Raw genomic sequence first — 24548 nt, 5'->3', positions numbered from 1 at the left:
GGCGCCCCATGACCGAGGAAAACTTCGACGCCATAGTTATCGGGGCCGGCATGGCCGGAAACGCAGCTGCTTACACGATGTCGAGCCGCGGCATGAAGGTGCTGCAATTGGAGCGCGGCGAGTATCCGGGCTCCAAGAATGTGCAGGGCGCCATCATGTACGCGGACATGCTGGAGAAAATCCTGCCGGACTTCCGGGATGATGCGCCACTGGAGCGGCACTTGGTCGAGCAGCGCTTCTGGATGATGGACGACTCATCCCACATCGGTATGCAATACCGGTCGGACGACTTCAACGAGTCAAGACCCAATCGCTACACGGTCATTCGCGCCCAATTCGACAAATGGTTTTCACGCAAGGTGCGCGAGGCCGGAGCTACTCTTCTATGCGAGACGACCGTGACGGAACTCGTTCGAGATCCAAAGGGCAGGGTGATTGGCGTTCGCACCGACCGCGCCGGCGACGTGATCCTTGCTGACGTGGTCGTTCTCGCAGAGGGCGTCAATGGACTGCTCGGCACGCGGGCTGGATTGCGTGACACGCCAAAGCCGGAAACTGTCGCGCTCGCCGTCAAGGAAATGCATTTCCTGGCCGAAGAGGTGATTGACCAGCGGTTCGGCCTCAAGGCCAATGAAGGCTGCGTCATCGAGGCAGTTGGCACGATCTCTCGCAACATGGCCGGGCTTGCCTTCCTCTACACCAACAAAGAATCGATCTCGATCGGGATTGGCTGCCTTGTCTCCGAATTCGCGGCAACAATGGAAAGTCCTTATGACCTGCTCGAAAAATTCAAAACCCATCCCTCGGTCAAGCCGCTGATCGCAGGATCGGAAGTCAAGGAATATGCGGCTCATCTCATTCCAGAAGGTGGTTACAAGGCAATTCCGCAGCTTTTTGGTGACGGCTGGGTCGTCGTCGGCGACGCGGCACAGCTTAATAATGCGGTGCACCGCGAGGGGTCCAACCTCGCCATGACGTCGGGGCGCATCGCCGGCGAAGCAATCGTCCAGATCAAGAACCGCAAGAAGCCGATGGTCAAGGAGCACCTCTCCCTTTACAAGTCGATGCTTGAAAATTCATTCGTCATCAAAGACTTGCGGAAGTACAAGGACATGCCTGCCCTGCTGCACACCAATTCCCGCAATTTCTTCACGACTTATCCAAAATTGCTGTCGCAGGCCGCACAGAACTTTGTGCGAGTGGACGGCACCCCGAAGATCGACAAGGAACGGGCGACCACGGCCACCTTCATCAAGGCACGCTCGCGCTGGGGGCTGTTTGGTGATGCGGTCCGCTTGGCGCGCGCGTGGCGATAAAGGAAAGATGAGATGACGGTTGCAGTGACGAACATACGCGTAGAGGACAAGCTTTACCAAAATCGATATGTGGTCGATGCCGGACGTCCGCATATTAGGGTGCGTCCACACGAGTGGCCGAGCGTAAATCTGTATGCCCTGACAGGTGTCTGTCCGGCCAAGTGCTACGAATTGAATGACCAGGGCCAAGTGGAGGTTATCGCCGACGGGTGCATGGAGTGCGGCACGTGCCGCGTACTCTGTGAGGCAAGTGGAGATATCGAGTGGAACTATCCGAGAGGCGGTTTCGGCGTTCTCTTCAAGTTCGGATAAAGGTTTGCAACTCAACGACTCAGAACCAACTGGGTTTGCAGACAGGCGCATCGGAAACTTGCAGAGGTGCGCGTTGCGGATTGGCATTAGAAATTACTATAAATACATGCAAGCAAGGGTTATAAGAAAATTAGACAACCCGAGGCTATATAATGACCCACATGCCCGCGCGATCGGTCGATGGAGTGGAGCCCCTATCTGCGCTACCTGCTGGACCCATGCGCCAAGCGGGCAGCGGAATCTACGAGATATCAAAGGTCCTAACTGCCCCCGCCCGGCTAGAGATCACGCTTGCCAACGTCGTGAACGTCCTCTCTTCCTTTCTGCAGATTCGACAGGGAGCAATCGTTGTTCTGGACGCTGGAGGTCATCCCGAGATTGCCGCAACTGGCGACATCCCCCCACCCTCTCAATCAGCCGCTCGAGGCGTTATACCGAAGGCCGTAATCGACCATATCGTGACAACCGGTATGCCCTTTATTGTAAAGGATGTTGGCAAGTCCGAATTGTTTCAGGCTGATCCGCAACCGCCTTGGAGCAGCGGCACCGTCCCGATTTCTTTTGTTGGCGTTCCGGTAAAAGCCGATAACAAAATAATTGGCACAATATCGGTCGATCGCGTCAGGAACGACGCCGCCCCCTTCCCCGCCGACGAGGACGTTCGCTTTCTGACCATGGTCGCCAATCTGGTCAGCCGGACGATCCGGCTTCATCGCTTCCTGAACCTGGAGAGTCGGCGACTTATCGGCGAACAAGAGAGACCGGAGAAGCCGATCAACACGCAAAGGGGCGCCCCGGGCCGACATCCACCCGTCAAAATCGACGGGATTGTCGGGGATAGCCCGGCTCTCCAGCAGGTGGTTGAAACAGTCTCGGTGGTGGCAAGGACGAATTCCACCGTGCTTCTGCGGGGCGAAAGCGGCACCGGCAAGGAATTTTTTGCTCAGGCGATCCATGAGCTTTCCCCTCGTAGAAACAAGCCGTTCGTCAAATTGAACTGCGCCGCGCTGCCTGAAGGCGTCCTGGAATCGGAGTTGTTTGGGCATGAAAAGGGCGCTTTCACCGGGGCCATCGCGCAGCGTGCCGGACGCTTCGAACTGGCAAATGGCGGAACGCTTCTGCTTGACGAGATTGGCGAGATTTCGCCCGCCTTTCAAGCCAAGCTGCTGCGCGTCCTGCAGGAAGGCGAGCTGGAGCGAGTGGGCGGGACCAAGACGCTTGCGGTCGACGTCCGGCTCATATGCGCCACGAATAAAAACCTCGAAATGGCTGTTGCAAACGCGGAATTCAGGGCCGACCTGTATTACCGCATCAGCGTAGTTCCAATTGTCCTGCCGCCGCTTCGAGAGCGACCCGGCGATATTCCACGCCTTGCGAAAGCTCTTCTTGACCGATTCAACAAGGAGAACGAAAGCGAGCTTACGTTTTCGCCGTCGGCGATCGAGGTGATGTCGCAATGCTATTTCCCAGGCAACGTCCGGGAACTCGAAAACTGCGTGCGAAGGACTGCTACCCTTGCACGTTCAAGCTCGATCGTTTCGTCTGATTTTGCCTGCAAGAACAGTCAGTGCCTTTCGTCGCTCCTCTGGAAAGGAACCGACGGGTCGCCCAGCGGCAATACCATCGATGGGCGTGCCCGGAGCAATGTGATGCCGGCTGCATCGCCGCGCTCGAGCGGGAACGTCGGTGCGTCGGACGAGGTGTCTTCCGTCAAGGCCTGTGATCCGAACGGTTCCGGTTGTCCCGCAATGGACTCGCGCCTCACGCAACGGGACCGGCTGATCGAGGCGATGGAAAAGGCCGGGTGGGTTCAGGCCAAGGCGGCTCGTATCCTCGGCCTTACGCCACGTCAGGTCGGCTATGCTTTACGCCAGCATCGCATCGAGGTGAAAAAGCTTTAAGCGTCCAAGTGACGTTTGGACCTTCTCGCATTTTCAATGCCTGGTTTTATGGCTTCGGCCAACTCCTTTGTCGACTGTCGAAAGCTCGACAAATCTGTGTCAGAACACGGTCGGAATCGAACAACAATAAGCAAATTATTGAAGCGAAATCCAATGCTTGGGATGGCATGGCTTTTGCGTTTTGAAACGCGACGTCAACTAGCAACGGAGCATTCAATGTCCGCACCGATGATTTCGCTTGAGAGTGTGACCAGCACGACATCCTCGGATCAATTGCTGGTGACCGCGAAACCGAGTGGCTGCACATCCTCGTCATGTGGCGTGTCCACAAAGCCGGCCGACATGGACCAGGCTATCTGGGCGAAGATCAAAAACCACCCCTGCTATTCAGAAGAAGCTCACCATTATTTCGCGCGCATGCATGTCGCGGTCGCACCAGCCTGCAATATCCAGTGCAACTATTGCAACCGTAAATATGACTGCGCCAACGAAAGCCGGCCTGGGGTAGTCTCGGAAAAGTTGACGCCAGACCAAGCGCGGCGCAAGGTCATTGCCGTCGCCAACGAAGTGCCGCAGCTTTCCGTGCTGGGTGTCGCCGGACCGGGCGATGCCTGTTACGACTGGAAGAAGACAAAGGAAACGTTCGAACGAGTCGCGGGCGAGATCCACGACATCAAGCTGTGCATCTCCACCAACGGGCTTGCGCTGCCGGATCACGTCGTCGAACTTGTCGACATGAATGTCGATCATGTGACAATCACGATCAACATGGTTGACCCTGAAATCGGCGCAAAGATCTATCCCTGGATCTTTTACCACAACCGTCGTTACACCGGCATCGAAGGCGCCAGAATCCTGCACGAGCGGCAGATGTTGGGCCTGGAGATGCTGACCGCGCGCGGCATCCTCACTAAGGTCAATTCGGTGATGATCCCTGGCGTCAACGACGAACACCTGGTCGAGGTAAACAAATGGGTCAAGGAGCGGGGGGCGTTCCTGCACAACGTCATGCCGCTTATTTCCGATCCGGCCCATGGCACCTACTACGGCTTGACCGGACAGCGCGGCCCGCGGGCGCTCGAATTGAAGGCGCTCCAGGATCGTCTCGAAGGCGGCGCAAAGCTGATGCGCCATTGTCGGCAGTGCAGGGCCGACGCCGTCGGCCTGCTTGGGGATGATCGCGGCCAGGAGTTCGCACTCGACCCGATTCCAGAAGAGATCACCTATGACGCCCATAAGCGCGAGGCCTATCGGGAAGTGGTCGCGCGCGAACGCGGCGATCACGCGACCGCCAAGAGCGAGGCAATCGAGACAGTCAAAGCAGCCGGCGACGGGTCCCTCCACGTCGCGGTCGCGACAAAGGGTGGCGGTCGCATCAACGAGCACTTCGGCCATGCGAAGGAATTCCAAGTATACGAAGCTTCGTCGAGAGGCATCACCTACGTCGGGCATCGCAGGATTGAACAGTATTGCCTCGGAGGCATGGGCGAGGAAGCCACCCTCGACGCCATCATAACTGCGCTGGAGGGCATTGACGTCGTGCTATGCGCCAAGATCGGGGAGTGCCCTAAGAATCGGCTCACGGAGGCCGGGGTTCGGGCAACGGATGCTTATTGCTATGACTACATCGAGACCGCCATCGGCACCCTCTACGCCGCCAAGTTTGGCGTCGAACCACAAGCAGCGACGGCGTGAGCGCTCTTAATCCAACATCTTCAGGAGTTTTAAAATGGCCTTCAGGATCATAGCGTCCCAATGCACCCAGTGCGGTGCCTGCGAGTTCGAATGCCCCTCCGGCGCGATCAGGTTTAAAGGAGAGATCTACGTTATCGACGCGGAAAAATGCACCGAATGCAAGGGCACCTTTGAAACGCAGCAATGCGCGGAGGTTTGTCCCGTGCCGAAGACCTGCGTCGCCGCCGCACCTGCGATTTGACCTTCAGCATGGGTCGGGGCTCCTGCGGAGAAGCCGCCTGCAATGACATCCTGCAGCTCCCAGAAGGAGGAACGCCGATGGGCCTTGGACGTGAACAGGAGGTCGAAATCCACAAGCCTCCACGATTTATACCCGGCGAGCGGGTGAGGGCCAGACTTCACGTAAAGAATGACGGCACCTATGCTGGCAAAAACATCGGCGAAAATTTGGTGCGGAAGGGCGACGAAGGCTATGTGCGCGACATCGGCACCTTTCTCCAGCAGTTTTACATCTATGCCGTCGAATGGGTCGAACATGGCACTATCGTCGGCATGCGTGCGCGTGAACTGACGAGCCTAGACAACGCCGCTGCTTGCGGCGCTGCTGAAATCGCGGGGCCCCCAACGAAGGAATAGCGACATGAAGATAATGATTCGCAGAACGAGCGCCGGCTTGTCGGCTTACGTACCAAAGAAAGATCTCGAAGAGCCGATCGTAGACGTCGAGACTGATGACTTGTGGGGCGGCACGGTCACACTCAGGAACGGCTGGAGGCTCGTCCTGCCCAAGCTATCGCGGGATACGCCTCTGCCGATCACCGTCCAAGCAAGGAAGATTCCTGACGAGGACTGATGCTGCAACGACAGACAAGAGAAACCAGCATGAACACAATCTTGACCTCGGACCGTCTCCTAATCGTTCGCAACGGTGACGCGGAAAAAAGACTTAAGCTGCTTCAGGAAGCGCTCGCTGCGGATCGGATCATTCCCTATCTCGGTCCGGATCTCCTTCGGCTGCAATCCACGGAACCACCTGTACCGGACACCCCGGAAGCCGTCTCCGCGGCACTCAACAAACGCACACTTGCTCCCTCCAGGATACGCAGCAATATGTGGTCAGTCGCGCAGTTCATTGAACAGCGACGGCATCGCCGGACGCTTCAGACCTGGATGGCAGAAATATTTGGAGCACCCGTGGCGCCGACGGCCCTCCACGACTGGCTCGCGACGTTGCCGATCTCCCTTATCGTCGACGGCTGGTACGACGGGACAATGCGTGCGGCTTTCGCGAAGACCGGTCGAACGGATGTCGTCGAGATGCAAGGCGTCACGCGTGCGAACGGCGGCGGCGACATTTGGACAAAAACTTACGATCTCTCCGGGAGAGACGTCGAACGCGTCTCAGCGCCAAAGACGGTCCTCTATGCGCCGCACGGCAGTGTTATGCCAGCCTCGAACTTTCTAGTGTCCGATTCCGATTACGTGGAAGTCCTAACCGAAATTGATATCCAGACGCCAATTCCTGAAATGGTGAAAGAACGGCGTACAGATCGCGGTTTTCTTTTCATTGGCTGCCGCTTCAACGATCAAATGCTCCGGATCTACGCTCGACAGATCATCAAGCGCTCCCACGGCCCCCACTTTGCAGTACTTGATGCGGAAGGCCTTACCAAAAACGAGCGGCGTTTCCTTGCAGCGAGCGCAATCACGGTTGTCGACCTGCCGACCGGCGAAGCCGCGGCTCTGCTTGTCCCATTTGGCATTAAGACGGATGGTGAGGAAGGCCACACGGCTTCCGGTTCGAATTTCCGTAGCGGCTAGGGTGTAGCCGCAAATAGAAAGTGCTCTGTTTCTGCTAAGTTCGAATGTCATACTGCCCAGGTTTGCTGACGTGGTGGCGATGAGCGCGCGTGATCTCTGCAGCGGATCGAGGCTCTGTCGCAGGTGATCGACGGCAAGATCGGGGACGACCGCAGATTTACTGTTCGCTCAATGCCATGCGGAGGACCGATGGTTATCAAAAAAAAACCTAAACAATTCCCACTACGCGGCAGAACCGCGGCCGGAATCGCCAAAGATAAGCCCTCGCATCGGCCACCATAATCAAGTTGTACGCTGATCGGCCGAAACGAGAGACCAAGGTTTGTCTTTAAACGCTCACCCGCACCGACTTCTCCAGGATGTCCAAACCGCGTTGGGCAGTTTGACTGTCGATAGTCAAGGGAGGAAGAAGCTTGATTACCTGGTCTTCCGCGCCGCATCGCTCTACCACCAGTCCTTGTTCGAAGGCTTGGCGGACGATTTTCTCCGCTAGTTTCCCCGTACGGCAGTCGAGCCCCAACATCATGCCTCTTCCCCGCACGGCAAGTTCAGAACGTTGGTTGCTTTGAGCAACTTCCCGAAGGCGCTCCATGAGCTGGCGTCCTGTTTCGATAACGCCCTTAGATAAGTTTTCATTTGTCCAGTATTTTTGCAAAGCAGCACTTGCCGTCACGAGTGCAAGGTTATTGCCTCTGAAAGTCCCAGTGTGTTCACCTGGCTGCCAAACGTCCAATTCGGATTTGAGCAGCAGAAGCGATAGAGGTAACCCATAACCGCTGAGGGATTTGGATAAAAGCACGATGTCTGGGGATATACCCGCAGACTCAAAACTGAAAAATTCGCCAGTTCGGCCGCAGCCAGCCTGAATGTCGTCAACAATCAGTAGGACGTCGTTCTTTCTGCAGAGCCGCTCAACTGACTGCAGCCAGTCTGTGCTTGCAGGGTTGATACCTCCCTCGCCTTGAACAGTTTCCAGAATAATAGCTGCCGGCAAGTCGACTCCGCTACTACTATCAGCAAGCACCTTATCCAAGTAGTCGGACGTATCGTTGTCGGCTCCCCAGTAGCCGTCGTAGGGCATGAAAACTGCGCCGGCAGGGGTAAGACCTGCTGCATTTCGGAAATAGCGATTGCCGGTTACGGCAAGGGCCCCCAAACTCCCTCCGTGATAGCCGTTTGTGAACGAGATTACGTTGTGCCGGCCGGTTGCCTTACGTGCGAGTTTCAAAGCAGCTTCAACAGCGTTGGCACCCGTGGGGCCGGTAAACTGAAATTTGTACGCCAGCCCGCGCGGGCGCAAAATTATATGGTCAAAATTTTTGATAAATTCTCGTTTCGCTGATGTTGCCATGTCTAACGCGTGGACGATCCGATTCGATTGCAGGTATTCCACTGCAGCATTTCGGATGTAGGGGTCGTTGTGACCGTAGTTAAGGGCACTCGCGCCGGAAAGAAAATCAATGAACTCAAAACCATTCTCGTCTTCGAGGATGGCTCCTGCCGCCTTTCTGAACACCACAGGGAAGGATCGTGAATATGACCTCACATTTGACTCGAGGGTTTCAAATTCCAGTAGCGAGTTAGAACTACTCTCTTGAGGCATGATCTTCCTCCATAAGAAACTTGCAGAGTCTCATCTGGTCGTGAACTAGTCGAACCGCTCCCGGTCTGCCTTCACTAACCCTTTACAATTGTAGGCTGGCATCCTAGCCGACAACGGCGACCCATTGCACCTACCTGCAAAGGGAGTATCGTCATAGACCGTTTCTTGGTTACAGGCTCAGCGCGTGCCGGATACACGTTTGGCTGCCGTTACTGCCGGACGGCAGCGTTGTGCCCAGTCCAACATCAGCAGTTGCGATATGACCGAAGACAGGTTCCGATGGCCGCCCCGCAACGGCCGGACGCAGGACCACACCCCGAGTTGGTCCTACAATTCGATAATTCCAAGGCTTGCTGCTTTCAAAGCCGCGACCGTTCGGCTACTGACATCCAACTTCCGCGTTATATTTTTTATGTGAAAATTTACAGTATTCTCAGAAATATCAAGTATCCGCCCTATATCCCATGAAGACTTCCCCCTTGCTACCCAGAGAATACACTCTCTTTCTCTTGGAGTAAGTTCGGGGCATTTTCCCGCAACCCGCTTCGCAAAATCCGCGACACTCAGATGGAAGTGCACAGCCGCAAATTTCAGATATGTAACCATTTTATTCTCGGGCTCGCAGGACGAGGGCCGAGCAAAGCTCATAATCGCAAAACTACCTCCGGGACCGTGCAATGGAACACTGACCCCTGACCTCAAACCGAACGCTGCAGCCTCCTCGAAAAATCGCCGTTCCAGTTCCGTTTTGATCATGTCATTGTGCGCTTCACTCCAACGGAAAGCGTCCGCCTGCTTTCGGCTCTTTTTGATGATGGGATCAATTCTGTCATAGCCCATCTTGGCATAATGATCCTGCCACTCATCAGGATAGCTGACGGCAGGCGGATTGCAGCGGACCATCTTTAGGATTTCATCGCCCGATTGACGATGATAGGCGACCCATGGGAATTCGAGAATCCGAGCAAATGAACACAACAATTCGAAAAGCTTCGGGGATCGAATTAAGCCCTGAGTTTTTTCGAGGAATTGGTAAAATTCAGCTGCATGCGCTTCTTCGATTGATTTAGGGAATTGCATGAGCGGAACCAAAAGAAAGCTGAAAGGATAGGTACCTGTCGGCTCCGCGGCCTCGACAGAATGCATTCACCCAAGTTCTGTAGCTCTGCCGCCGCATCCTTTGCCTCCAAACATCGTCACCGTCGTTACAGAGTTTTCGATGCAGAAACTCCGGCGTTACTGCCGGAAGGGCTACACAACTTGCTCTGACCACGTGTGTTGCTCTTGGACTTGATTCGAGGAGTATCAAGAGCTGTGCCAATTTAGATCCCGGAGCAATTGCCGATGTTAATCAACGATTCGACCGCTTGGGTGCACGGCTGGACATACCAAGTTTTGTCGTAAGTCGATGAAACCCGACAAAAATAGCCATTGAGCGGCCCATCACTAACAACCATGTTTGACCCATCGCCTCTCCAGTCATCCACGCAAGGGGATGGTGGTGGCGTATCCCCACGTGCTCATTTCCGAGTACGCTTACGATTTTGGGATCAGAACCGCGGATGCCATCTTCGATCCTGTAAAGAGCCGCGATACGCAGCAACGCCTCGTCGACGATAGGCGAGCCCTTCTTCGGCTTTGCCTTGATCAGCTTTCTGGCGCCATGAACCCACCAGAAAGCGAGCCTCAGCGGATTACCGCGCATGCGGTCTGGCGTAACCAGGTGAGAGTAGCCCCCGTAGGCATCGACTTGGATCGCGCCGTTGAATCCGTCTTAATTTCTGCAGCATATTCGCCGTTACGCCCAGGCCGAGCACCCCGCCGGACGGCAAAGATCCGTTCCAGCCGCGGTCGCAGCCCCAGAGATAGCTATTTTCGTCCTGCCGCGCCCCATCCAAACAATGGAGCCGTGGTCTTATCTACATAGAGCCGTCCAATTGGCCATGTCGTCTGTGACCGGGTGCTCCACTCGTGCGCTAACAACACGCGTAATCAAGGGAATCGAGACTGCGCATGCCTTACTGTGTTGCGCCTATTTGTGATCTTATTGCCACGTGACAAGCAGTGAGCAATAGTTCGAACCGGCTAGCTCTGCGTCTTCATGCTTCCAGAAATGATGTCCCTGGCAGCTGAAAGGAACGCATCCATTTGGGTTCTGGTGCCGATGCTGACGCGAATATAATTTTCCAATCCGGAATCGGGAAAGACGGCTACAAGTACGTTCTGCCTAGCCAAAGACGCTTGCCACCATTTGCCATCTTGTGCGGGGGGCACCCGAGCAAGCAAAAAGTTTGTGTGGGACGGGATCACAGAAAAGCCCAATTGAGACAAGGCAGTCGTCGTTCTGTGTCTTTCATGTTTAATATATTTGTGGTTCTCGTGGTAGTCGGCGCGGTGCGAAAGGATACTAATGCCCACCGCATGGCCGATTACGTTCATATTGAAGACATTTTGGAGGTTGCGGAGCCTCTCAATAAGCTCAGGATGACCAAAGCCAAAACCAACACGTATTCCAGCGGCTGCAAAGCCTTTCGAAAATGTTCTCAATATCAGAAGGTTTGAATGGCGATCGACGAGGCGCAGGGCATCATCGGGCGCAAAGTCGACATACGCTTCGTCCACCACTATCAATTGGTCAGATTGCGCGACGAGGCGGTCGATTTCGTCCACGGGAACGAATGTTCCGGTCGGATTGTTCGGATTGGCCAGCAGTATGAATTTTGCATCTCTTGCTGGACCAAGAAGCAGCTGCTCGATCGGCAGAGAATAAGACTCGCCCCATTCGATTTCGAGAAGTCGAGCACCCTGCAACATGGCAAGTTTGCGGTTAAAGGAAAAACCTGGCGATATCATCGCCACGCTATCTCCCGGGTCTAGGAATGCTCTGTAGATGAGCCCGAGCAGCTCAGACGAGCCATTCCCGGCGATCACCTGATCCTGGGAGAGGCCATACGCATTGGCGGCTGCGTCGCGCAAACTCAGATTGTCATCTTCGGGATACAGATAATGCCGTTCGAGGGCCGCCAGCGCACTTTGCATCACCATCATCGGCAACGGAAATGGATTCTCATTCGTGTTTAGTTTAACGCAGTTTGCATCTCGCCCCGGTTGATTGGAGGGTAGCGCATTTAGCTGTCTCGCCACCGGCGAAAGAGCCGAAAGCACGCCCTGCAGCTTTGCATCAGACATATCTTTTCTCCGTTTCAGTAAGCCGGCCGTGAGCGCGTGATCGGCTGTCTCATGCTGAAGCCAACAATAGCATCGGACGTTGGCGCGGCCCGCCTGGGGCTGCAACGACCACCGCGTAGTTAATAGCCAAGGACCGCCGCGGCCGCCTCAAGCCGCCAATGCTTAAGCCTCCGCACTCTCACAATCATGCGTCACTTTGCTCCATTCGCCTTTCGAGGAACTGTTCGATCTCAAACGCCAACGCCGCAGGGTCGTGGCCAACCGTTTCGAGATGCAACTCAGGGCTCTCAGGGCTCTCAGGGATCTCGTACGGTGAGGAAACGCCGGTGAAATTGGCTATCTTGCCAGCGAACGCCTTCCGATAAAGCCCCTTCGGATCGCGCCGCGCGCATTCTTCGAGCGGCGTGTCGACGAAGATTTCGATGAACTCCCCCTCCTCCATCAGTTCGCGAGCCATCCGGCGTTCGCCGCGGAACGGCGAGATCAAGGATACGAGCACGATCAGCCCGGCATCGGCCATCAGCTTAGCGACCTCGGCGACGCGGCGGATGTTCTCGACGCGATCAGACTGGTTGAAGCCTAGGTCGCGATTGAGCCCGTGGCGCACGTTGTCGCCGTCGAGGATGTAGGTGTGCTTACCGCGGGCATGCAGCAACCGGTCGAGCGCATTGGCGATTGTGGACTTGCCGGAGCCGGAAAGTCCGGTGAACCACAGGACGGCTGGCCGCTGGCTCTTCATCGCCGCGCGTGCGCCTTTGTCAACGCCCGTCGCCTGCCAATGCACGTTGTCGGCGCGCCTTGCCCAGCTTTGGCTACCGCTGAAAAGCTTTGTATTGAAGACCCCGGTCGGCCCATAAGCTTTGCGAAAGAACTCGGGAGGATCGACATGGTCGATGATGTCCAGCTCGTTTTCCCAGCACAGCTTCCACCGCAGCTCAGAACGCATGCAAAGACCTCCTTTGGTATTTCTTGCTGCTATTTTGAAGCACGCATTGTTTGATTGAAGCAGCGGTCACCCCGCTGCATGTCGGCTCTTCGCGCTATAGCCAGTCCGGACCGTCGAAGGTTTCGCCGTCACTCGCGTCTGAGATCAAGATTCCTAATGCATCATCATGGGAGATTGGTAAAATTAATTGTGTCAATGAAATCATCGATGCTTTGGATGATGAATATACGGGTTTCTTAGGCTTTGACGTGACCTTCCTCCTTGCCGCGTAAGACGACCGCGCAACCCCTTCAGCGGCCGAGAGCAGGGATGAGTTGGACCAGTTGACCCAACATGCGCCTCCCCGTTTACCCACCTATGCCCCGCAGAGCTGTGGCGATAATTGGTCGGCAGCTAGTCCTAACCGCCTGCGCAAAGCTCGCTTCGGCAACCAGCAACGGCGCGAGCGTTTGGTCGCGGCTTCTGATAGAACTTCATCAGGGACGGACGCACGTTCTGTTTCTTGACGCGAGCGATCTACACCTTATTCGCGATCGTCTGCAGTGGCGCTGGTAGACGCGACTTTCACAGCACCATCGCCGCTATCGCTACCGGTCTCGTCTATGCGGCTTAGTAAGCTGTAAATATCTTGCAAAATCTCTTCATCGAAAGTCCGCAACTTCACGATAGTAGCCAACAGCAGAACCGCTTTGGTTTCAGTTTCGCCCCAAAGATAAGGTGCCGCCGGGGCGATAATCTCTTCCGGAGTCGCATCCAAAACCTCACACAGATGAATCAGTCGGCTCACGGTCAAGCGGGATACTCCATTTTCGTACCGGCCGTAGACCTGCTTAGTGATGCCAAGCAAGGGCGCCAGTTTCGAGCGCGGGAGTTTTCGCTTATCGCGGGCTTCGCGAAGGCTGATGCTGATCAAGTTTTCGAGTTCGGCGCTAAGTGCAATCCGTCCGTCAAAAGGTTTTCGATAGACCGGCTTGTCTATGCCTGGATCATCGACTTGTTGCAAACCGAGTTCATTAATCCATTGCTTCAATGATGGTCCTGACATTGCTCCGACTGAGGTAAATGCGCCAGAGCTCTTTACCCGGAAAGTGATGTGCTTGGAACCACCAATGTTTGAATTTCGGTCTCATTTGGCGCAATTTTGTCCACGCGAACCTCACCCGCTTGCTATCGTTCACTCAAATATATCAGTGAGCGCAAGTACATAGATCTAGCCAACACCGAAATCGCTTCACGCAAGGATTATACAATTGCGCCAAATTGGCTATGAACACCTTCCGGGACGTCGTGTGCGGGCATGGTGGTCTTTTGTCCTGCACGTGGAGACTCTCGGCTCACGGCCAACCAATCACGGCTGCGCGTGTTGGCTGCCCTAGGCGATGCCCTCATAGTACCTCTGAAGGGCGGCAGCCATGAACAGCGAGGTTTGTCTAGCTGCGTTTCCCGTCTCGGCGACTCGACCCCTTTTCGCGGAACCTGATCCGTGATGTCGAAAGGCTATTTCCGAGCCGAATGGCACAAAGGGATCGCGCGATGAAACAGAGGCGCGGAGAGGACAGGCTTCGATTTAGTAATTGAAAAAAGCATGCGCGCCGGCAGCTCGAATACCCACATGGCATTGAGCAGGAGAACCCAATGTGGGAGTTAATCACAGACCCTACTGTCGAAGCAAAGGTATCCATCCGGCGGGGTCTCCACCGAATGGATACAAGCAAAGCGCATGCAAATAGACTTGGCGTCGCTCGTCGACGAACCGCTCGAGCATCGAGCAAGATCGACGCCAACCAACGATCGAATATTGCGCAATCGGCACGTATTGTGTTCAGACGGAAATGCGAGTGAAAAGCTAAGTTGTGAGATTGTGGGTGTCTGCACACCGACGACAGCGCGTCGGCTGCGACACCCGGCTATCACCAATACTGCAACTGGTCGGGGGCGTCATAGACAAACCCAGCTCACTTCACGGTCTCCGCTACATCACTGACCCCTGTCGCTATCGTCGTCATCGGGGATCATTCGCTGCAGGAGCCGAATAAGATCGCGCGTCGTGCCGTTCGGAAGTCTCCTGAGAACCCGAGCCAGTGTGAGACAATCCTCGGCCTCCTCCGATGTACGGCCCCAAAGATGTGGCGCAGCTTCAAAGATCATATCGATAGGCATAAAGCCAAGAATCTCACACAGATGGATCATCCGGGTAACAGTCATTTTGGAAAATGCCCGCTCGTAGCGTCCGTATACAGGGATGGACAGACCAAGCATTGGAGCAACGTCCGCACGAGACAGGCCTTGCGCTTCGCGTGTCTTTTTCAGGAACGCGCTGATCAATTCCTCCATGTGTCCCAGGGATGTAATTTTGCCGTCGAAACCTGGCTTTCGACAGATCGGCTTGTCAACCTCCGGATCGGCGGTGCTGACGAGGCCTCTCGAACTTCTGTAGCTTGTTAGATCTTCCGTCACCGCACGTCCCTGTTTTCCTGCCACTCGTTGTAGGCGTGCGCCAACTGAGCGGATTTGAACCACTTGTCATCGCCACACTACAACCGTTTTAAATACCCATTTTGGGCATTTTTTGCGTTATAGCAAATATTTGAGGGTTTAGCCAAATTGCTTCAGGAATGCATGCAAAACAGGCGCTGAGACCGGTCGCCCAGTTCCGTGAAAGATCTGTTGCTATGGCCGCACCCGCCACTGAATCATCTAGGTTAGCGTCGAATTTGAGCGAAAATTCACATTCAATGCTCAACATCTTCTAAGCCGTCATCGTTGAGGACGATAAAAAATAATCTCGAAAACCGATCCATTTCCCCGTCCCAGGATATCCCATTTGGCTAGCTGGGAAAGCTCCGCCGTGCTGGAGATCACCCAGCCAAGAACCCATATCGGTTACCGCTCCCGCAAGCGTGTAGGTTCGAAATTCCGCCTCCTTCAACCAAGCTATCGAAGGAGAGCGCTGCATATCCACCTGCTCCGACCTTTTAGTCCGCTAGCAAAAGGCGGTCGGGGACCGACTTCTCGAAGCGGTTTCCTGCCGGCCGACTAGGGCTACGGCAGCGCCGAAATCCTCGCCAAGCCGGTCGAGTCTAAGGCTTCGGCAACATCGCGCCGAAGAGCAACAGGAAGGGCTCAGTCCTCTTCTCCGCTGGGTCTATCGGCAGCGTAACCTCGTGAAGCGTCAAAAGCATTGGTTCGATCGCAATTGACGCAAAGATAACAGTCGCGTGCGATCGCGCACATTGACAGGTTGGCATGATGCAAGTGCCGACGTGCATTGTGAGCTCGACCCAATTCACTCCCAATGCTGGGTCGGCCTTCGGACGGATCGCTCGCAAGGTTGACGGCGTTCACATACTAGGCGGAGTGGCACAATCTACGACTCCCGACACACGGTGAGCACCGGAAGGCGCCTTCTGCCGCCATTGAACCATTCACTAACAATGCTCTGGTGGCACATCAATTGCTTGTAAGAGCCCAGATCTCTGCCGGCAATGGTTCCGGTCCAAGCTCCAGTGGTTACTATCGACGATGACCAACACTTTTAGATGTAAGGCCCATCTTCGCCCATGTCGTACCCTACGAACGGAGCTCGTCAGCGATCATCACGCGCGGCGGCGTGCAGCCGATCCAAAGAGCTTTGTCACGAGCCACTGCTCAGCGCGGGAGCCTCTTCGGCTTTGGATCAAGACGTCGAGAGCAATGCCATTCTGGCCGACAGCGCCGCCAGAGCCAATGTTTTTCGCACGCGATCGAAATAACCGAATTCGTCCAGATGTCATGTCGCCGCGAATGGGACTGCTTCGAGGGATTCCAGCGGGAGATCGCCTTGCCGAGTTAGGGCTCCCACTGGCACGCGGGTTCATTGGTGACGCCGGTGCCGCATGTTGGCCGCCGCACCCCGCTAAACTTAACGGCGCCCTGGAACCTGAAGAGACACAGCGAAATTGGCCTTTTGTTTGGCACCGGTTGGACTAGGCCCGATGTTCGTTTTCGTCTCAAAAGTGGAGATGCGATATGATTTCGAATCACCAAGCCGACGTCGTTGGCGATAGCGACAAGCTCATCGAGCATGCGCTGCGAGCTGCCATGGATAGTGCTCTAAGTCCGGCTGCGCCGGCTCACCTGCGTGGAGCGCTAGACGCGGCAGTGTTTCCAGGTGGCTCCCGGATGCGCCCCAAGCTCTGCTTGAAAGTCTCCTATGTGTGCGGCGAAAGACATCCTGAGCTGGCGACAAGAGCCGCGGCAGCAATTGAATTGCTACACTGTGCCTCGTTGGTGCATGACGACTTGCCTTGCTTCGATAACGCCGCGCTACGCCGCGGCAGACCGACGGTGCACCGGCTTTTCGGAGAGCCTATCGCCGTTTTGGCTGGCGATGCCTTGATTGTGATGGCTTTCAAATACCTCAGCCTGCAGGCTGCGCTAACACCTGAGTTGGGCGCGCGCATGATCGAGGTGGTTGCGGAGGCGGTCGGCCCCAGTCACGGACTGATCGCCGGACAGTCGATGGAGGCAATGACGCACGTCCCAATCGACCGCTATCACCATTACAAGACCGGCTCCCTCTTTGTCGCAGCGGCCACGTGCGGTGCCCTGGCAAGTGATGTTGATCCGGCCCCATGGTCTAAGGTGGGGGAATTGCTCGGGCATGCGTATCAGATCGCCGACGACATCGCAGATACAGTCGGTCGCGCCGAAGTGCTTGGCAAATTGCCTGCCGTGGACACGCAGCTGAAGCGGCCCAGTATCGTTCGCGGCGAAGGATTGGACAGCGCAGCCGCCAGATTTTACGCGTATCTCGAACAGATAGGTGACACCGTTCCTGCCAGCCCTCACAAACGGTCCTTCGTTAACTGGCTGAATCATGCACTTTGCAAAGGCGTGGCGGGACCGGGAAAAGCCGGGCTAATTCAACAAGCGGCGCTGGATTGCGCACCTTTATGAGCTCCGAATTCCGTTACGCATAACCTAGCTAACCGGCGGCATCATTACCGCTTCATCGTCAACAGCTGCCTCATGAACACTTCGTTCCCTGTATCGAACCCGTGGGCCAGGTGGATTAGAGGTCTAGCTTTAGCGTTAACGGTTTTTGCAACCAGCTAGGCGCCGGCCGACACGAGCGAGCGACGCCGGCATCATCCAGCTGGCGGATGCGCGGAGGGCAACAAGCGCGCCTGGCGCAACGTCGCCAGATTAGGTGAGCCGGTGCAAAAGCAGGCGACGGCCAACTGGCGGATGACGACCTCGAAATGCGCGACGACCGCTTCGGTCGATACCGTAGCCGCTGGCAGCACGCCGGCTGCCTGCCCGGCGATGTCCGCGCCCAGGCGAATGGCCTTGGCCACGTCGACGCCATCGCGGATCCCGCCGGAAGCGATAAGCTTCACCGTTGGCAGCGCCCGACGTACCGCCTGCAAACTGGCCGGTGTCGGGATCCCCCAATCGGCGAACGCCATCGCCACTGCACGGCCGGCGGCATCGCGGGCGCGCTCGCCCTCCACCGCGGCCCAACTGGTGCCGCCGGCTCCGGCGACATCAATCACCGCAACACCCGCCTCGACGAGCGCGCAGGCCACCGAGGCGGACAGGCCCGACCCCACTTCTTTGGCCACGATCGGCACGCCCACGCTACGCGCGGCGCGAGCCATCTGCTCCAGGACGCCGCGCCAGTCGCGGTCGCCATCCGGCTGTAGCGCTTCCTGCAGCGGATTGAGATGGACGATCAGCCCATCAGCCTCCAGCGCATCGACAGCCCGGCGCGCCAGATCAAGGCCGTCGGCCTCACGCAGTTGCGCGGCGCCGATATTGGCCAGCAAGGGAATGTCAGGCGCCAGGCGGCGAAGCGCGCGCGTCAGTCCCTGGGAATTGCGCGATTGCAGGCTCACGCGCTGCGAACCGACGCACATGGCGATCCCCAAGGCTTGCGCCGCCTCGCTCAGATGCCGATTGATGGCCTCGGCGCGTGGCATTCCGCCGGTCATGGAACTGATCAGCAGCGGCGCACGCATGGGCTTGCCTAACAGCGAGGTGCGCAGTCCGATCTGCGTCAGGTCCAGCTCGGGTAGTGCGCAGTGTTCGAACCGGATTTGCTCCCAGCCGGCGGCGACCGTGGCTGGCGCCGTTCGCCGATTAAGCACGAGGTCCAGATGGTCGTCCTTGCGCCGGGTCAGGGCGTCGTCGCACATGCTCGCTCGATCCGCCGTATTGGGCGTTGGCGTTGCGTCGGATCGGACCGAGGGCGCTGCGCGCACGCCGCCGCCTCCCGCGCGTTCACGCCGGCGCACGCTGGCCTCTCCCCGCAGCATCGTTGCCGTAGCGGCTGATCGAGGTCTCGTAGTACTTCGCGCGAATGGCCGCCATGGCCTCGATTAACGGTCCCCATGGCGCAGGAAAGCGTTCCTCCACCATCACTCGGTGCAGCATGCGCTCATGGCCGGCCAGCTCGTCGTTGAGGAAATCCTCCACAGGCATAGCCGGATAACGCTGCAGGAGCAGGATGGCAGCGTTGTCGGCCTCTCCCGCCGACCTATCCTTGGCGCGTCCATGCAGATCGTTCTGCAGGCGCCCTATCGTGGAGATGAGCCGCAGTACCTGGCGAAACGCCGGACGCGCGCGCAGGGTCGCCATGTCCAGCCCCCAAAGCAACGACAGGCAACAGAACACGTTCGCGTAGGCGATCGAATCGATGGAATTGTGCAAGTATTCGGCGTAAGACCAGCGTTGCGCCCCCGCCGCCTGCGCGTGTCCGGCGCGAAGCGCCGCGCAGTAGCACTGGGTATCGTTAAGAAGCTGAGTATAGTCGCGCCTATCGTAGGCGAGCGCGGCCAGGGAAGCGCGCAGCACAGCGCAGCCCTCGAACCCGGGGATCGCGCATGGGCCGCCCTGCCCCAGCGCCTGCTCCACCGCGGCCAGCTGCTCTGGCGCGATCAGGCCAAGGTCGTTGCAATCGTCGAGCCAAAACAGTAGCGCCAACTCGCGATAAAACGCCACGATCAGCTTTTCGTCCTGCGGATCCCGGCCGGTGCGGGCGCTGGTATCGTGCAGGCTCGGTTGGATACGCTGCAGGATGTACTGTCCGCCCCTAACTGCTTCCACGGCATGCTCGTCGGCGAATCCGGTTAGAGAACGCCCCCACTCCAGTACTTGCTGCAGCGCGCTTTCGGTCGGGATCATTGCGCTATTCCTCCTGCTCCCTCGGCCGGGATGCGCCGCCCCCAACGAAGAGCCAGCCACAAGCCGGCGAGTTCGATCACGCGCACGACCCGGGTCGGGCAATACAATTCCTTGCCGATCCACAGCGGCGTCTGCGGCAATTCATGCGCCTCATGGCGAGCGAGCATCCACTCCAACGCGTGCGCGACCGCCAGCGCGATGCGGGCGCGCCCTGTCGGCTCTTCGCGCCCATCCATCACGTGCAAGGCGAACAGCGCATAGGCGGTTTCCTCAAATGTTGACGCGCGACCGGCGCCCCAGCCGCCGTCGTCGCACTGCGCCTGCAACAGCGCCGCCAGCGCGCGCTCGTCGCGCCACTGGGGCACGCCTTGCGCGAGCGCAGCAATTGCATGCGCGGTGGGATACAGCCACGAAACGTGCCATTTTTCATTGTCCCATAGACCGTCCGGGTTGCGATTGGCCTCAAGGTAAGCGCTGGTGCCGGCGGTGGGCTTTCCCAACAGTCTGAACGCATGCAGGGCGTGGATGTTGGTCGACACCGAGGCATTGCGCTCGCCGGGGAAGGTAACGAACAGCCCGCCGATTTCGAAATGGCGCAACGCGTCGGCAGCCGGGTTGCGTCCTGCTAGGCGCAGGATGCACAACGCAACGGCGGTGTCGTCCGCATCGGCCGCGAAGTGCAAGGCCGGACCCAGACCGCGCACGCCCAGACAGGCATCGAGCTGCGCGACGATCACGCCTACCGCCTCGGCGAGCGCGGGATGCGAAAACAACCCGGCCAGATGCAGGGTGTACAGCGACCAGCATGGCTCGAATACGTTGATCGGCCAGACGCTAGGAACGACACCTTCGATGCCGCTACGCGCCGCGCGCGATGCGGCCTGAAGATACCTGTCGGCACGCCCGACCTGTGGCGCGCTCGCCTGTGTGAGGGCGTGCGCACGCCAGGCGGCGGTTGCCGCCGGGCTGATGCCGATGCTGCCGTCGTCGTCCAGGCATGCCGTGGTCGGCGACGTGCCCCAGGCTTCCCAGGAGTGCAACAACGGATGGCCGCTCGGCAGCGGTCCCACCGTCCCCAACTTGGCCAGGCACGCCTGCCGCAACGGCAACAGCGCCGGGTAGCGCGGAAACACCACGTCGTCCACCAAGGATGCGGCCTCGCCGGAGATCTGCGGCAGGATCAGCTCCGCGCCTACCGGCGCGTCTTCCGGCACCGCATCTGCGTAGGGATCCGGCTGGCGCTCGAGGAACCGCGTTGCAGCCTGAACTGCGTCCGCAGCGCCGGGAAGAGGATCGGCACGCTGCAATGCAAGCAACGCCGCCCACGTGGGTGCATGGCGGAACAGTGGGAAGTCAGCACTTCCCCACCCGCCATCAGCCTGTTGCTGCGCCATGAGCCACGCGTATGCGTTCTGCCGACCGGTGACGTTGCCGCGGAAGTGCAAAACGCGCGCCGTGTCGTAAACGGAGGGACTGACGCTGCCGCCATCGCGCGTCTCGTTCAGCAGGTGGCGCAATTCAGAAAGGATCTGTTCGGACAGCGCATTCATGCGGGATGTTCCCTCTGCAGGCAGTTGACGAGAAGCAGGATGGGGCGGACGCCGGGCACCGCCGCGGGCCCGTCGCGGCGAAGCGCACCTATGCTGGCGGCGGTCCGCCGGACAGCGCGGCGGACCGCGGTGGGCAACCGCTGCGATCTGCGCCGTGGAATCGGACACAATGTAGCATCTAGCGCTGCCGCCGGCGGATCGCAGCGGTACGGCGGCGCCTCCGTGCCGACCGGCGCCCATGCGCACGGCGCGTGCTTGAACAGATACCCTTTTGGCCCGCTGCACGGCCTGCGCCAACCGCTCCGCACGCGGCCGCAGTGGGGTGATGGCTTCCTCGGCCTCGGGCCATAGGCCCGGCATTGACTGGCGCGCTGCATGCAGCTCCGTGATCGGCACGCCGGTTGCATTCTTCTCCGCCACATGCTTGCCGGGGGCTTGCCCAGCGTCGTGTCATCCGCTGGCGTGTCATCCTCGACCACCTACGATCCGAAACAGGCGCGATAGCGATCCAGCGCGCGGAACAGCGTAACGCGCGGCATCCTCCGCGACGGCGCATAGCGCGACCATGCGTACGGACGCGCGCACCGGCACTCCGCCGCACGCCTGCGCGCCCAATCCGCCGAACGGGGAAACGCCAGTTCGGTCGTCGTTTAGCATGGAACCCGTCTGCATGTTGTTCATCTCCTTGTACGTGACAGAGAATGCCGCGGCGAGCGGCGAGCCGCGGTGTTGCCGGCGTCGCACCGGGCGCGCGCGCCGAGTGCAGCAATGCCGCCCATCGCCGGCGCCGCTGCCTCCTGACACGGGGCAGACGATCCCAGCTCATGAGAATCCGATGCGGATTGTCATGGACGGATGTGCGGTCGGGTAATAGCGCCGGCCATTTTCGACGCCGCTCATCAACCGCGGCCGCACCCCGGCCTCCTGCATGGTCAATGCCAAGGCGATGCTGAACTGCACCAGCTCCAGCCATACTAGATGATAGCCCATGCAGACGTGTGGGCCGGCACCGAACTGCAGCATGTCCACCGGCCGGATCGGCTCCGTGCGTTGCAGCCATCGTCCCAGACGGAACTGATCAGGCGCTTCGTGCAGCAGCGCCGAGGTCGAGAAATGCAGCAGTGGGATGCACAAATGAGTGCCCGCAGGAATGTGCCGCTGGCCGAGTTGTAATTCCTGCATCGCGCGACGCGGTACGAGCGAGGAAGCCGGATGCATTCGTAGCGTCTCCCGAAACAGTGCCTCTGCGACCGGACATTGCGCCAGGTCCTCGTGCCCGGTCGGCACCGCGCCCACGCGTTGCGCCTCTTCGACCAGGGCGTCCCACAGCTCTGGCTGCTGCGCCAGCTCAATCACCATCCAGGCCATCGTTGAGGCGGAGGTCTCGTGGCCGGCAAGCAGCAGCAAGCGGATATTGGCGACCAGGACGTCATCGGAGAGTGCGCCGTCGCTGCGATCGAAGGCGCTCACCATGTCGTTGATCAACCCGGTGCGCGCGGCGCGCGCGCGCGCGTCCCGGATGAACTGGCGCGACTGCGCGTCGATCCAATCGCGGGCGGCGCGGCCGCGCCGCAATGGCATCCCCGGCAGGTCGATCGGGGGCGCGACCATCAATTGTAGCAGTTGCCGGTACTTGCGATGCCACTCCGACAGGTCTTGGGCGGGGATGCCCATGAGACTGAAGGTGAGTTTAAGCATCAGGTTGCGGGTGTCTGGCAGGATAGCGACTTCACCGCGGTCGCGCCACGCCCTGACCTGAGCCCGAATAATTGGTTCGAACAGCTCGCCAATGCCGGCCTCGGTCAGACCCCTGGGCAGAAACGCCGCATTTATCCCATCGCGCGCCTGCCGGTGCGCGCTACCGTCCAAAGTGACCAACGTTCCGCCAAGGATGTCGGGCGCCATCTCTTCGATCAGTGCCGAGGACACTTCCTTGTGCCGGAGCAATGCGAGCGCATCCGGATCCAGGCATGTCATCAGGTGTCCGGCCGGGCCGAAATCCAGCCAGAAGTGGCTGCCTAGCGTCCTTTCGGCGCGCCGCAGCAGGCGCGGCAGATCGCAGACGATGGCGGGAAGATGCCCGACCAGGGGGAAAGCGCCAGGCATGACCGGGATGTCGTCCCGTAGCCGGTGCCAGCGGTTCAGCGGGTTGAGCAGCATGTCCATCACCAGTGCGACGTTGCGGCTGCTTCGGCGGCGTCACCGGCCGGCAGAGCCGCGCTGTTGCCACCGTCGGCGTAGGTTGGAACATGCGACAACATGCCGCCGTCGATACACAACACCTGGCCGGTGATGAACGCAGCCTCGTCGGAGAGCAGGAATGCGACCAGCGCGGCTACGTCCTCGGGGCGGCCGACGTGCGGCAGGAGCTGGTGCCGGTGTAGATGCCGTTGCATGCACTCGTCCAGCTTGGCGAAGAGGCGTTCCGTCATGATAAGACCTGGCGCAACCGCGTTGCAGCGGATCTTCGCGTGTCCATACTGCGTGGCAAGCGAGGCCGACAGCATGTTCATTGCGGCCTTCGACGCGGCGTAGGACGTCAGTGCGGTGTCGCCGCTGAGCCCTTGGCACGATGACATGTTCACGATCGCGCCACCACCGCGGGTGATCATTTGTGGGATGGCCTGCCGGCAGCAGAGGAGCGTGCCGCGCAAATTGGTCGCCATGGTCTTGTCCCAGACCGCCACGTCCAGGTCGAGGATCGCGCGGTCGTGCGGGGTCAAATGCATGGCGCTCGCATTGTTCACAAGCACGTCTACCCCACCGAAGCGCCGCTTCGCCGTTTGGAAAAGCTCTGCCACCGCCTGCGCATCTGCGATGTCCATGGCCACGGCCAGCGCTTGGCCCGCTTCGGCTGCGATCTGTGCGGTGCAGGCGATGGCAGCGGGGCCATCAATGTCGGCCACCACCACTCTTCCGCCCTCGCGTGCGATGGCGAGGGCGCATGCCTTGCCGATCCCGGCGCCGGCGCCGGTCACCACGGCCACCTTGCCTTTAAATCGTTCCATCATGTTCTCCTGGATTGCGTAGGTCTTCGCTGCATGTCGC

The 24548-nt window shown here is 58.6% G+C and carries 20 protein-coding genes and 3 pseudogenes; 10 read left to right on the top strand and 13 right to left on the bottom strand.

The annotated features are described in order from the left end of the window. Positions 1 to 8 precede the first annotated feature (8 nt). From ACD590_RS36370 to ACD590_RS36335, 8 genes are all read left to right on the top strand, one after another. Entirely contained in the window at positions 9 to 1316 is a 1308-nt protein-coding gene (locus ACD590_RS36370; protein WP_097622035.1) for an FAD-binding protein, read from the top strand. 12 nt (positions 1317 to 1328) lie between these two features. After that, complete coding sequence (locus ACD590_RS36365) at positions 1329 to 1628, top strand: ferredoxin family protein (protein WP_007636883.1); 300 nt, start codon at positions 1329 to 1331, stop codon at positions 1626 to 1628. A 218-nt stretch (positions 1629 to 1846) separates the two neighbouring features. Continuing rightward, entirely contained in the window at positions 1847 to 3529 is a 1683-nt protein-coding gene (gene nifA / locus ACD590_RS36360) for a nif-specific transcriptional activator NifA (RefSeq protein ID WP_097622036.1), read from the top strand. 216 nt (positions 3530 to 3745) lie between these two features. After that, positions 3746 to 5224, top strand: a complete 1479-nt coding sequence (nifB, locus tag ACD590_RS36355; protein WP_097622037.1) for a nitrogenase cofactor biosynthesis protein NifB — start codon at positions 3746 to 3748, stop codon at positions 5222 to 5224. A 34-nt stretch (positions 5225 to 5258) separates the two neighbouring features. Then, positions 5259 to 5465 (top strand): 4Fe-4S binding protein, encoded by a 207-nt coding sequence (locus ACD590_RS36350; RefSeq protein WP_082366400.1) that lies wholly within the window; start codon positions 5259 to 5261, stop codon positions 5463 to 5465. A gap of 77 nt (positions 5466 to 5542) precedes the next feature. Continuing rightward, positions 5543 to 5860, top strand: a complete 318-nt coding sequence (locus ACD590_RS36345; protein ID WP_007636887.1) for a nitrogen fixation protein NifZ — start codon at positions 5543 to 5545, stop codon at positions 5858 to 5860. Between the two features lie 4 nt (positions 5861 to 5864). Beyond that, entirely contained in the window at positions 5865 to 6077 is a 213-nt protein-coding gene (gene nifT / locus ACD590_RS36340) for a putative nitrogen fixation protein NifT (RefSeq protein WP_007636888.1), read from the top strand. 29 nt (positions 6078 to 6106) lie between these two features. Further along, positions 6107 to 7045, top strand: coding sequence for an SIR2 family NAD-dependent protein deacylase (locus tag ACD590_RS36335; RefSeq protein ID WP_088396960.1), 939 nt, complete (start codon positions 6107 to 6109; stop codon positions 7043 to 7045). Positions 7046 to 7373: 328 nt separating this feature from the next. Here the strand turns inward: ACD590_RS36335 and ectB are convergent, their stop codons facing one another. The 6 genes and pseudogenes from ectB to ACD590_RS36305 all read right to left on the bottom strand — a co-directional run. Further along, on the bottom strand, positions 7374 to 8648 hold the full coding sequence (ectB, locus tag ACD590_RS36330) for a diaminobutyrate--2-oxoglutarate transaminase (protein WP_097622038.1): 1275 nt from the start codon (positions 8646 to 8648) through the stop codon (positions 7374 to 7376). A 327-nt stretch (positions 8649 to 8975) separates the two neighbouring features. Continuing rightward, complete coding sequence (locus ACD590_RS36325; protein WP_097622039.1) at positions 8976 to 9794, bottom strand: LuxR family transcriptional regulator; 819 nt, start codon at positions 9792 to 9794, stop codon at positions 8976 to 8978. Between the two features lie 400 nt (positions 9795 to 10194). After that, positions 10195 to 10580, bottom strand: a pseudogene (locus ACD590_RS36320) (IS66 family transposase); the annotation flags it as partial. Between the two features lie 153 nt (positions 10581 to 10733). After that, entirely contained in the window at positions 10734 to 11837 is a 1104-nt protein-coding gene (hisC, locus tag ACD590_RS36315) for a histidinol-phosphate transaminase (RefSeq protein ID WP_088396963.1), read from the bottom strand. A 184-nt stretch (positions 11838 to 12021) separates the two neighbouring features. After that, a pseudogene (cysC, locus tag ACD590_RS36310) lies at positions 12022 to 12636 on the bottom strand (adenylyl-sulfate kinase); the annotation flags it as partial. Between the two features lie 6 nt (positions 12637 to 12642). Then, positions 12643 to 12783 (bottom strand): annotated as a pseudogene (locus ACD590_RS36305) (adenylyl-sulfate kinase); the annotation flags it as partial. A 50-nt stretch (positions 12784 to 12833) separates the two neighbouring features. Between ACD590_RS36305 and ACD590_RS36300 the strand changes: the two are divergent. Continuing rightward, entirely contained in the window at positions 12834 to 13055 is a 222-nt protein-coding gene (locus ACD590_RS36300; protein WP_143540776.1) for a hypothetical protein, read from the top strand. Between the two features lie 251 nt (positions 13056 to 13306). Here the strand turns inward: ACD590_RS36300 and ACD590_RS36295 are convergent, their stop codons facing one another. Further along, entirely contained in the window at positions 13307 to 13813 is a 507-nt protein-coding gene (locus tag ACD590_RS36295) for a helix-turn-helix domain-containing protein (protein WP_063856477.1), read from the bottom strand. A gap of 947 nt (positions 13814 to 14760) precedes the next feature. Next, entirely contained in the window at positions 14761 to 15240 is a 480-nt protein-coding gene (locus ACD590_RS36290) for a helix-turn-helix transcriptional regulator (RefSeq protein ID WP_097622041.1), read from the bottom strand. Between the two features lie 1551 nt (positions 15241 to 16791). Between ACD590_RS36290 and ACD590_RS36285 the strand changes: the two genes are divergently transcribed. Further along, positions 16792 to 17721 (top strand): polyprenyl synthetase family protein, encoded by a 930-nt coding sequence (locus ACD590_RS36285; RefSeq protein ID WP_097622043.1) that lies wholly within the window; start codon positions 16792 to 16794, stop codon positions 17719 to 17721. 191 nt (positions 17722 to 17912) lie between these two features. On the opposite strand, the gene fni is transcribed toward ACD590_RS36285, so the two are convergent. The 5 genes from fni to ACD590_RS36260 form a co-directional block, all read right to left on the bottom strand. Then, positions 17913 to 18962 carry a type 2 isopentenyl-diphosphate Delta-isomerase gene (fni, locus tag ACD590_RS36280; RefSeq protein WP_097622044.1) on the bottom strand — a complete coding sequence of 350 codons (1050 nt, stop codon included), beginning with the start codon at positions 18960 to 18962 and terminating at the stop codon, positions 17913 to 17915. 85 nt (positions 18963 to 19047) lie between these two features. Beyond that, positions 19048 to 19950: a terpene synthase family protein gene (locus ACD590_RS36275; RefSeq protein ID WP_097622045.1), complete on the bottom strand. Its 903-nt coding sequence runs from the start codon at positions 19948 to 19950 to the stop codon at positions 19048 to 19050. Beyond that, entirely contained in the window at positions 19947 to 21500 is a 1554-nt protein-coding gene (locus tag ACD590_RS36270; RefSeq protein ID WP_054186143.1) for a hypothetical protein, read from the bottom strand. The genes ACD590_RS36275 and ACD590_RS36270 overlap by 4 nt, the downstream gene beginning before the upstream one ends. A gap of 822 nt (positions 21501 to 22322) precedes the next feature. After that, complete coding sequence (locus ACD590_RS36265; RefSeq protein ID WP_097622046.1) at positions 22323 to 23666, bottom strand: cytochrome P450; 1344 nt, start codon at positions 23664 to 23666, stop codon at positions 22323 to 22325. Continuing rightward, on the bottom strand, positions 23666 to 24508 hold the full coding sequence (locus tag ACD590_RS36260; protein WP_054186146.1) for an SDR family oxidoreductase: 843 nt from the start codon (positions 24506 to 24508) through the stop codon (positions 23666 to 23668). Before ACD590_RS36260 ends, ACD590_RS36265 begins: the two co-directional genes overlap by 1 nt. Between the last annotated feature and the right edge of the window lie 40 nt (positions 24509 to 24548).

It is taken from the genome of Rhizobium sp. 862_C5_N1_2 (assembly GCF_051811205.1).
GTDB lineage: Bacteria > Pseudomonadota > Alphaproteobacteria > Rhizobiales > Rhizobiaceae > Rhizobium > Rhizobium leguminosarum.
Note: the sequence above shows the minus strand (reverse complement) of the source record. Positions and strands in the feature narration are given on the sequence as shown.

Coding starts and splice junctions, on each gene's coding strand:
- ACD590_RS36275 (WP_097622045.1), bottom strand. CDS start 19,950: ATGATCCCGACCGAAAGCGCGCTGCAGCAAGTACTGGAGTGGGGGCGT.
- ACD590_RS36335 (WP_088396960.1), top strand. CDS start 6,107: ATGAACACAATCTTGACCTCGGACCGTCTCCTAATCGTTCGCAACGGT.
- ectB (WP_097622038.1), bottom strand. CDS start 8,648: ATGCCTCAAGAGAGTAGTTCTAACTCGCTACTGGAATTTGAAACCCTC.
- nifT (WP_007636888.1), top strand. CDS start 5,865: ATGAAGATAATGATTCGCAGAACGAGCGCCGGCTTGTCGGCTTACGTA.
- ACD590_RS36370 (WP_097622035.1), top strand. CDS start 9: ATGACCGAGGAAAACTTCGACGCCATAGTTATCGGGGCCGGCATGGCC.
- ACD590_RS36265 (WP_097622046.1), bottom strand. CDS start 23,666: ATGGACATGCTGCTCAACCCGCTGAACCGCTGGCACCGGCTACGGGAC.
- ACD590_RS36325 (WP_097622039.1), bottom strand. CDS start 9,794: ATGCATTCTGTCGAGGCCGCGGAGCCGACAGGTACCTATCCTTTCAGC.
- ACD590_RS36285 (WP_097622043.1), top strand. CDS start 16,792: ATGATTTCGAATCACCAAGCCGACGTCGTTGGCGATAGCGACAAGCTC.
- nifA (WP_097622036.1), top strand. CDS start 1,847: ATGCGCCAAGCGGGCAGCGGAATCTACGAGATATCAAAGGTCCTAACT.
- ACD590_RS36345 (WP_007636887.1), top strand. CDS start 5,543: ATGGGCCTTGGACGTGAACAGGAGGTCGAAATCCACAAGCCTCCACGA.
- nifB (WP_097622037.1), top strand. CDS start 3,746: ATGTCCGCACCGATGATTTCGCTTGAGAGTGTGACCAGCACGACATCC.
- ACD590_RS36365 (WP_007636883.1), top strand. CDS start 1,329: ATGACGGTTGCAGTGACGAACATACGCGTAGAGGACAAGCTTTACCAA.
- ACD590_RS36350 (WP_082366400.1), top strand. CDS start 5,259: ATGGCCTTCAGGATCATAGCGTCCCAATGCACCCAGTGCGGTGCCTGC.
- fni (WP_097622044.1), bottom strand. CDS start 18,962: ATGTGCGACGACGCCCTGACCCGGCGCAAGGACGACCATCTGGACCTC.
- hisC (WP_088396963.1), bottom strand. CDS start 11,837: ATGTCTGATGCAAAGCTGCAGGGCGTGCTTTCGGCTCTTTCGCCGGTG.
- ACD590_RS36260 (WP_054186146.1), bottom strand. CDS start 24,508: ATGGAACGATTTAAAGGCAAGGTGGCCGTGGTGACCGGCGCCGGCGCC.
- ACD590_RS36270 (WP_054186143.1), bottom strand. CDS start 21,500: ATGAATGCGCTGTCCGAACAGATCCTTTCTGAATTGCGCCACCTGCTG.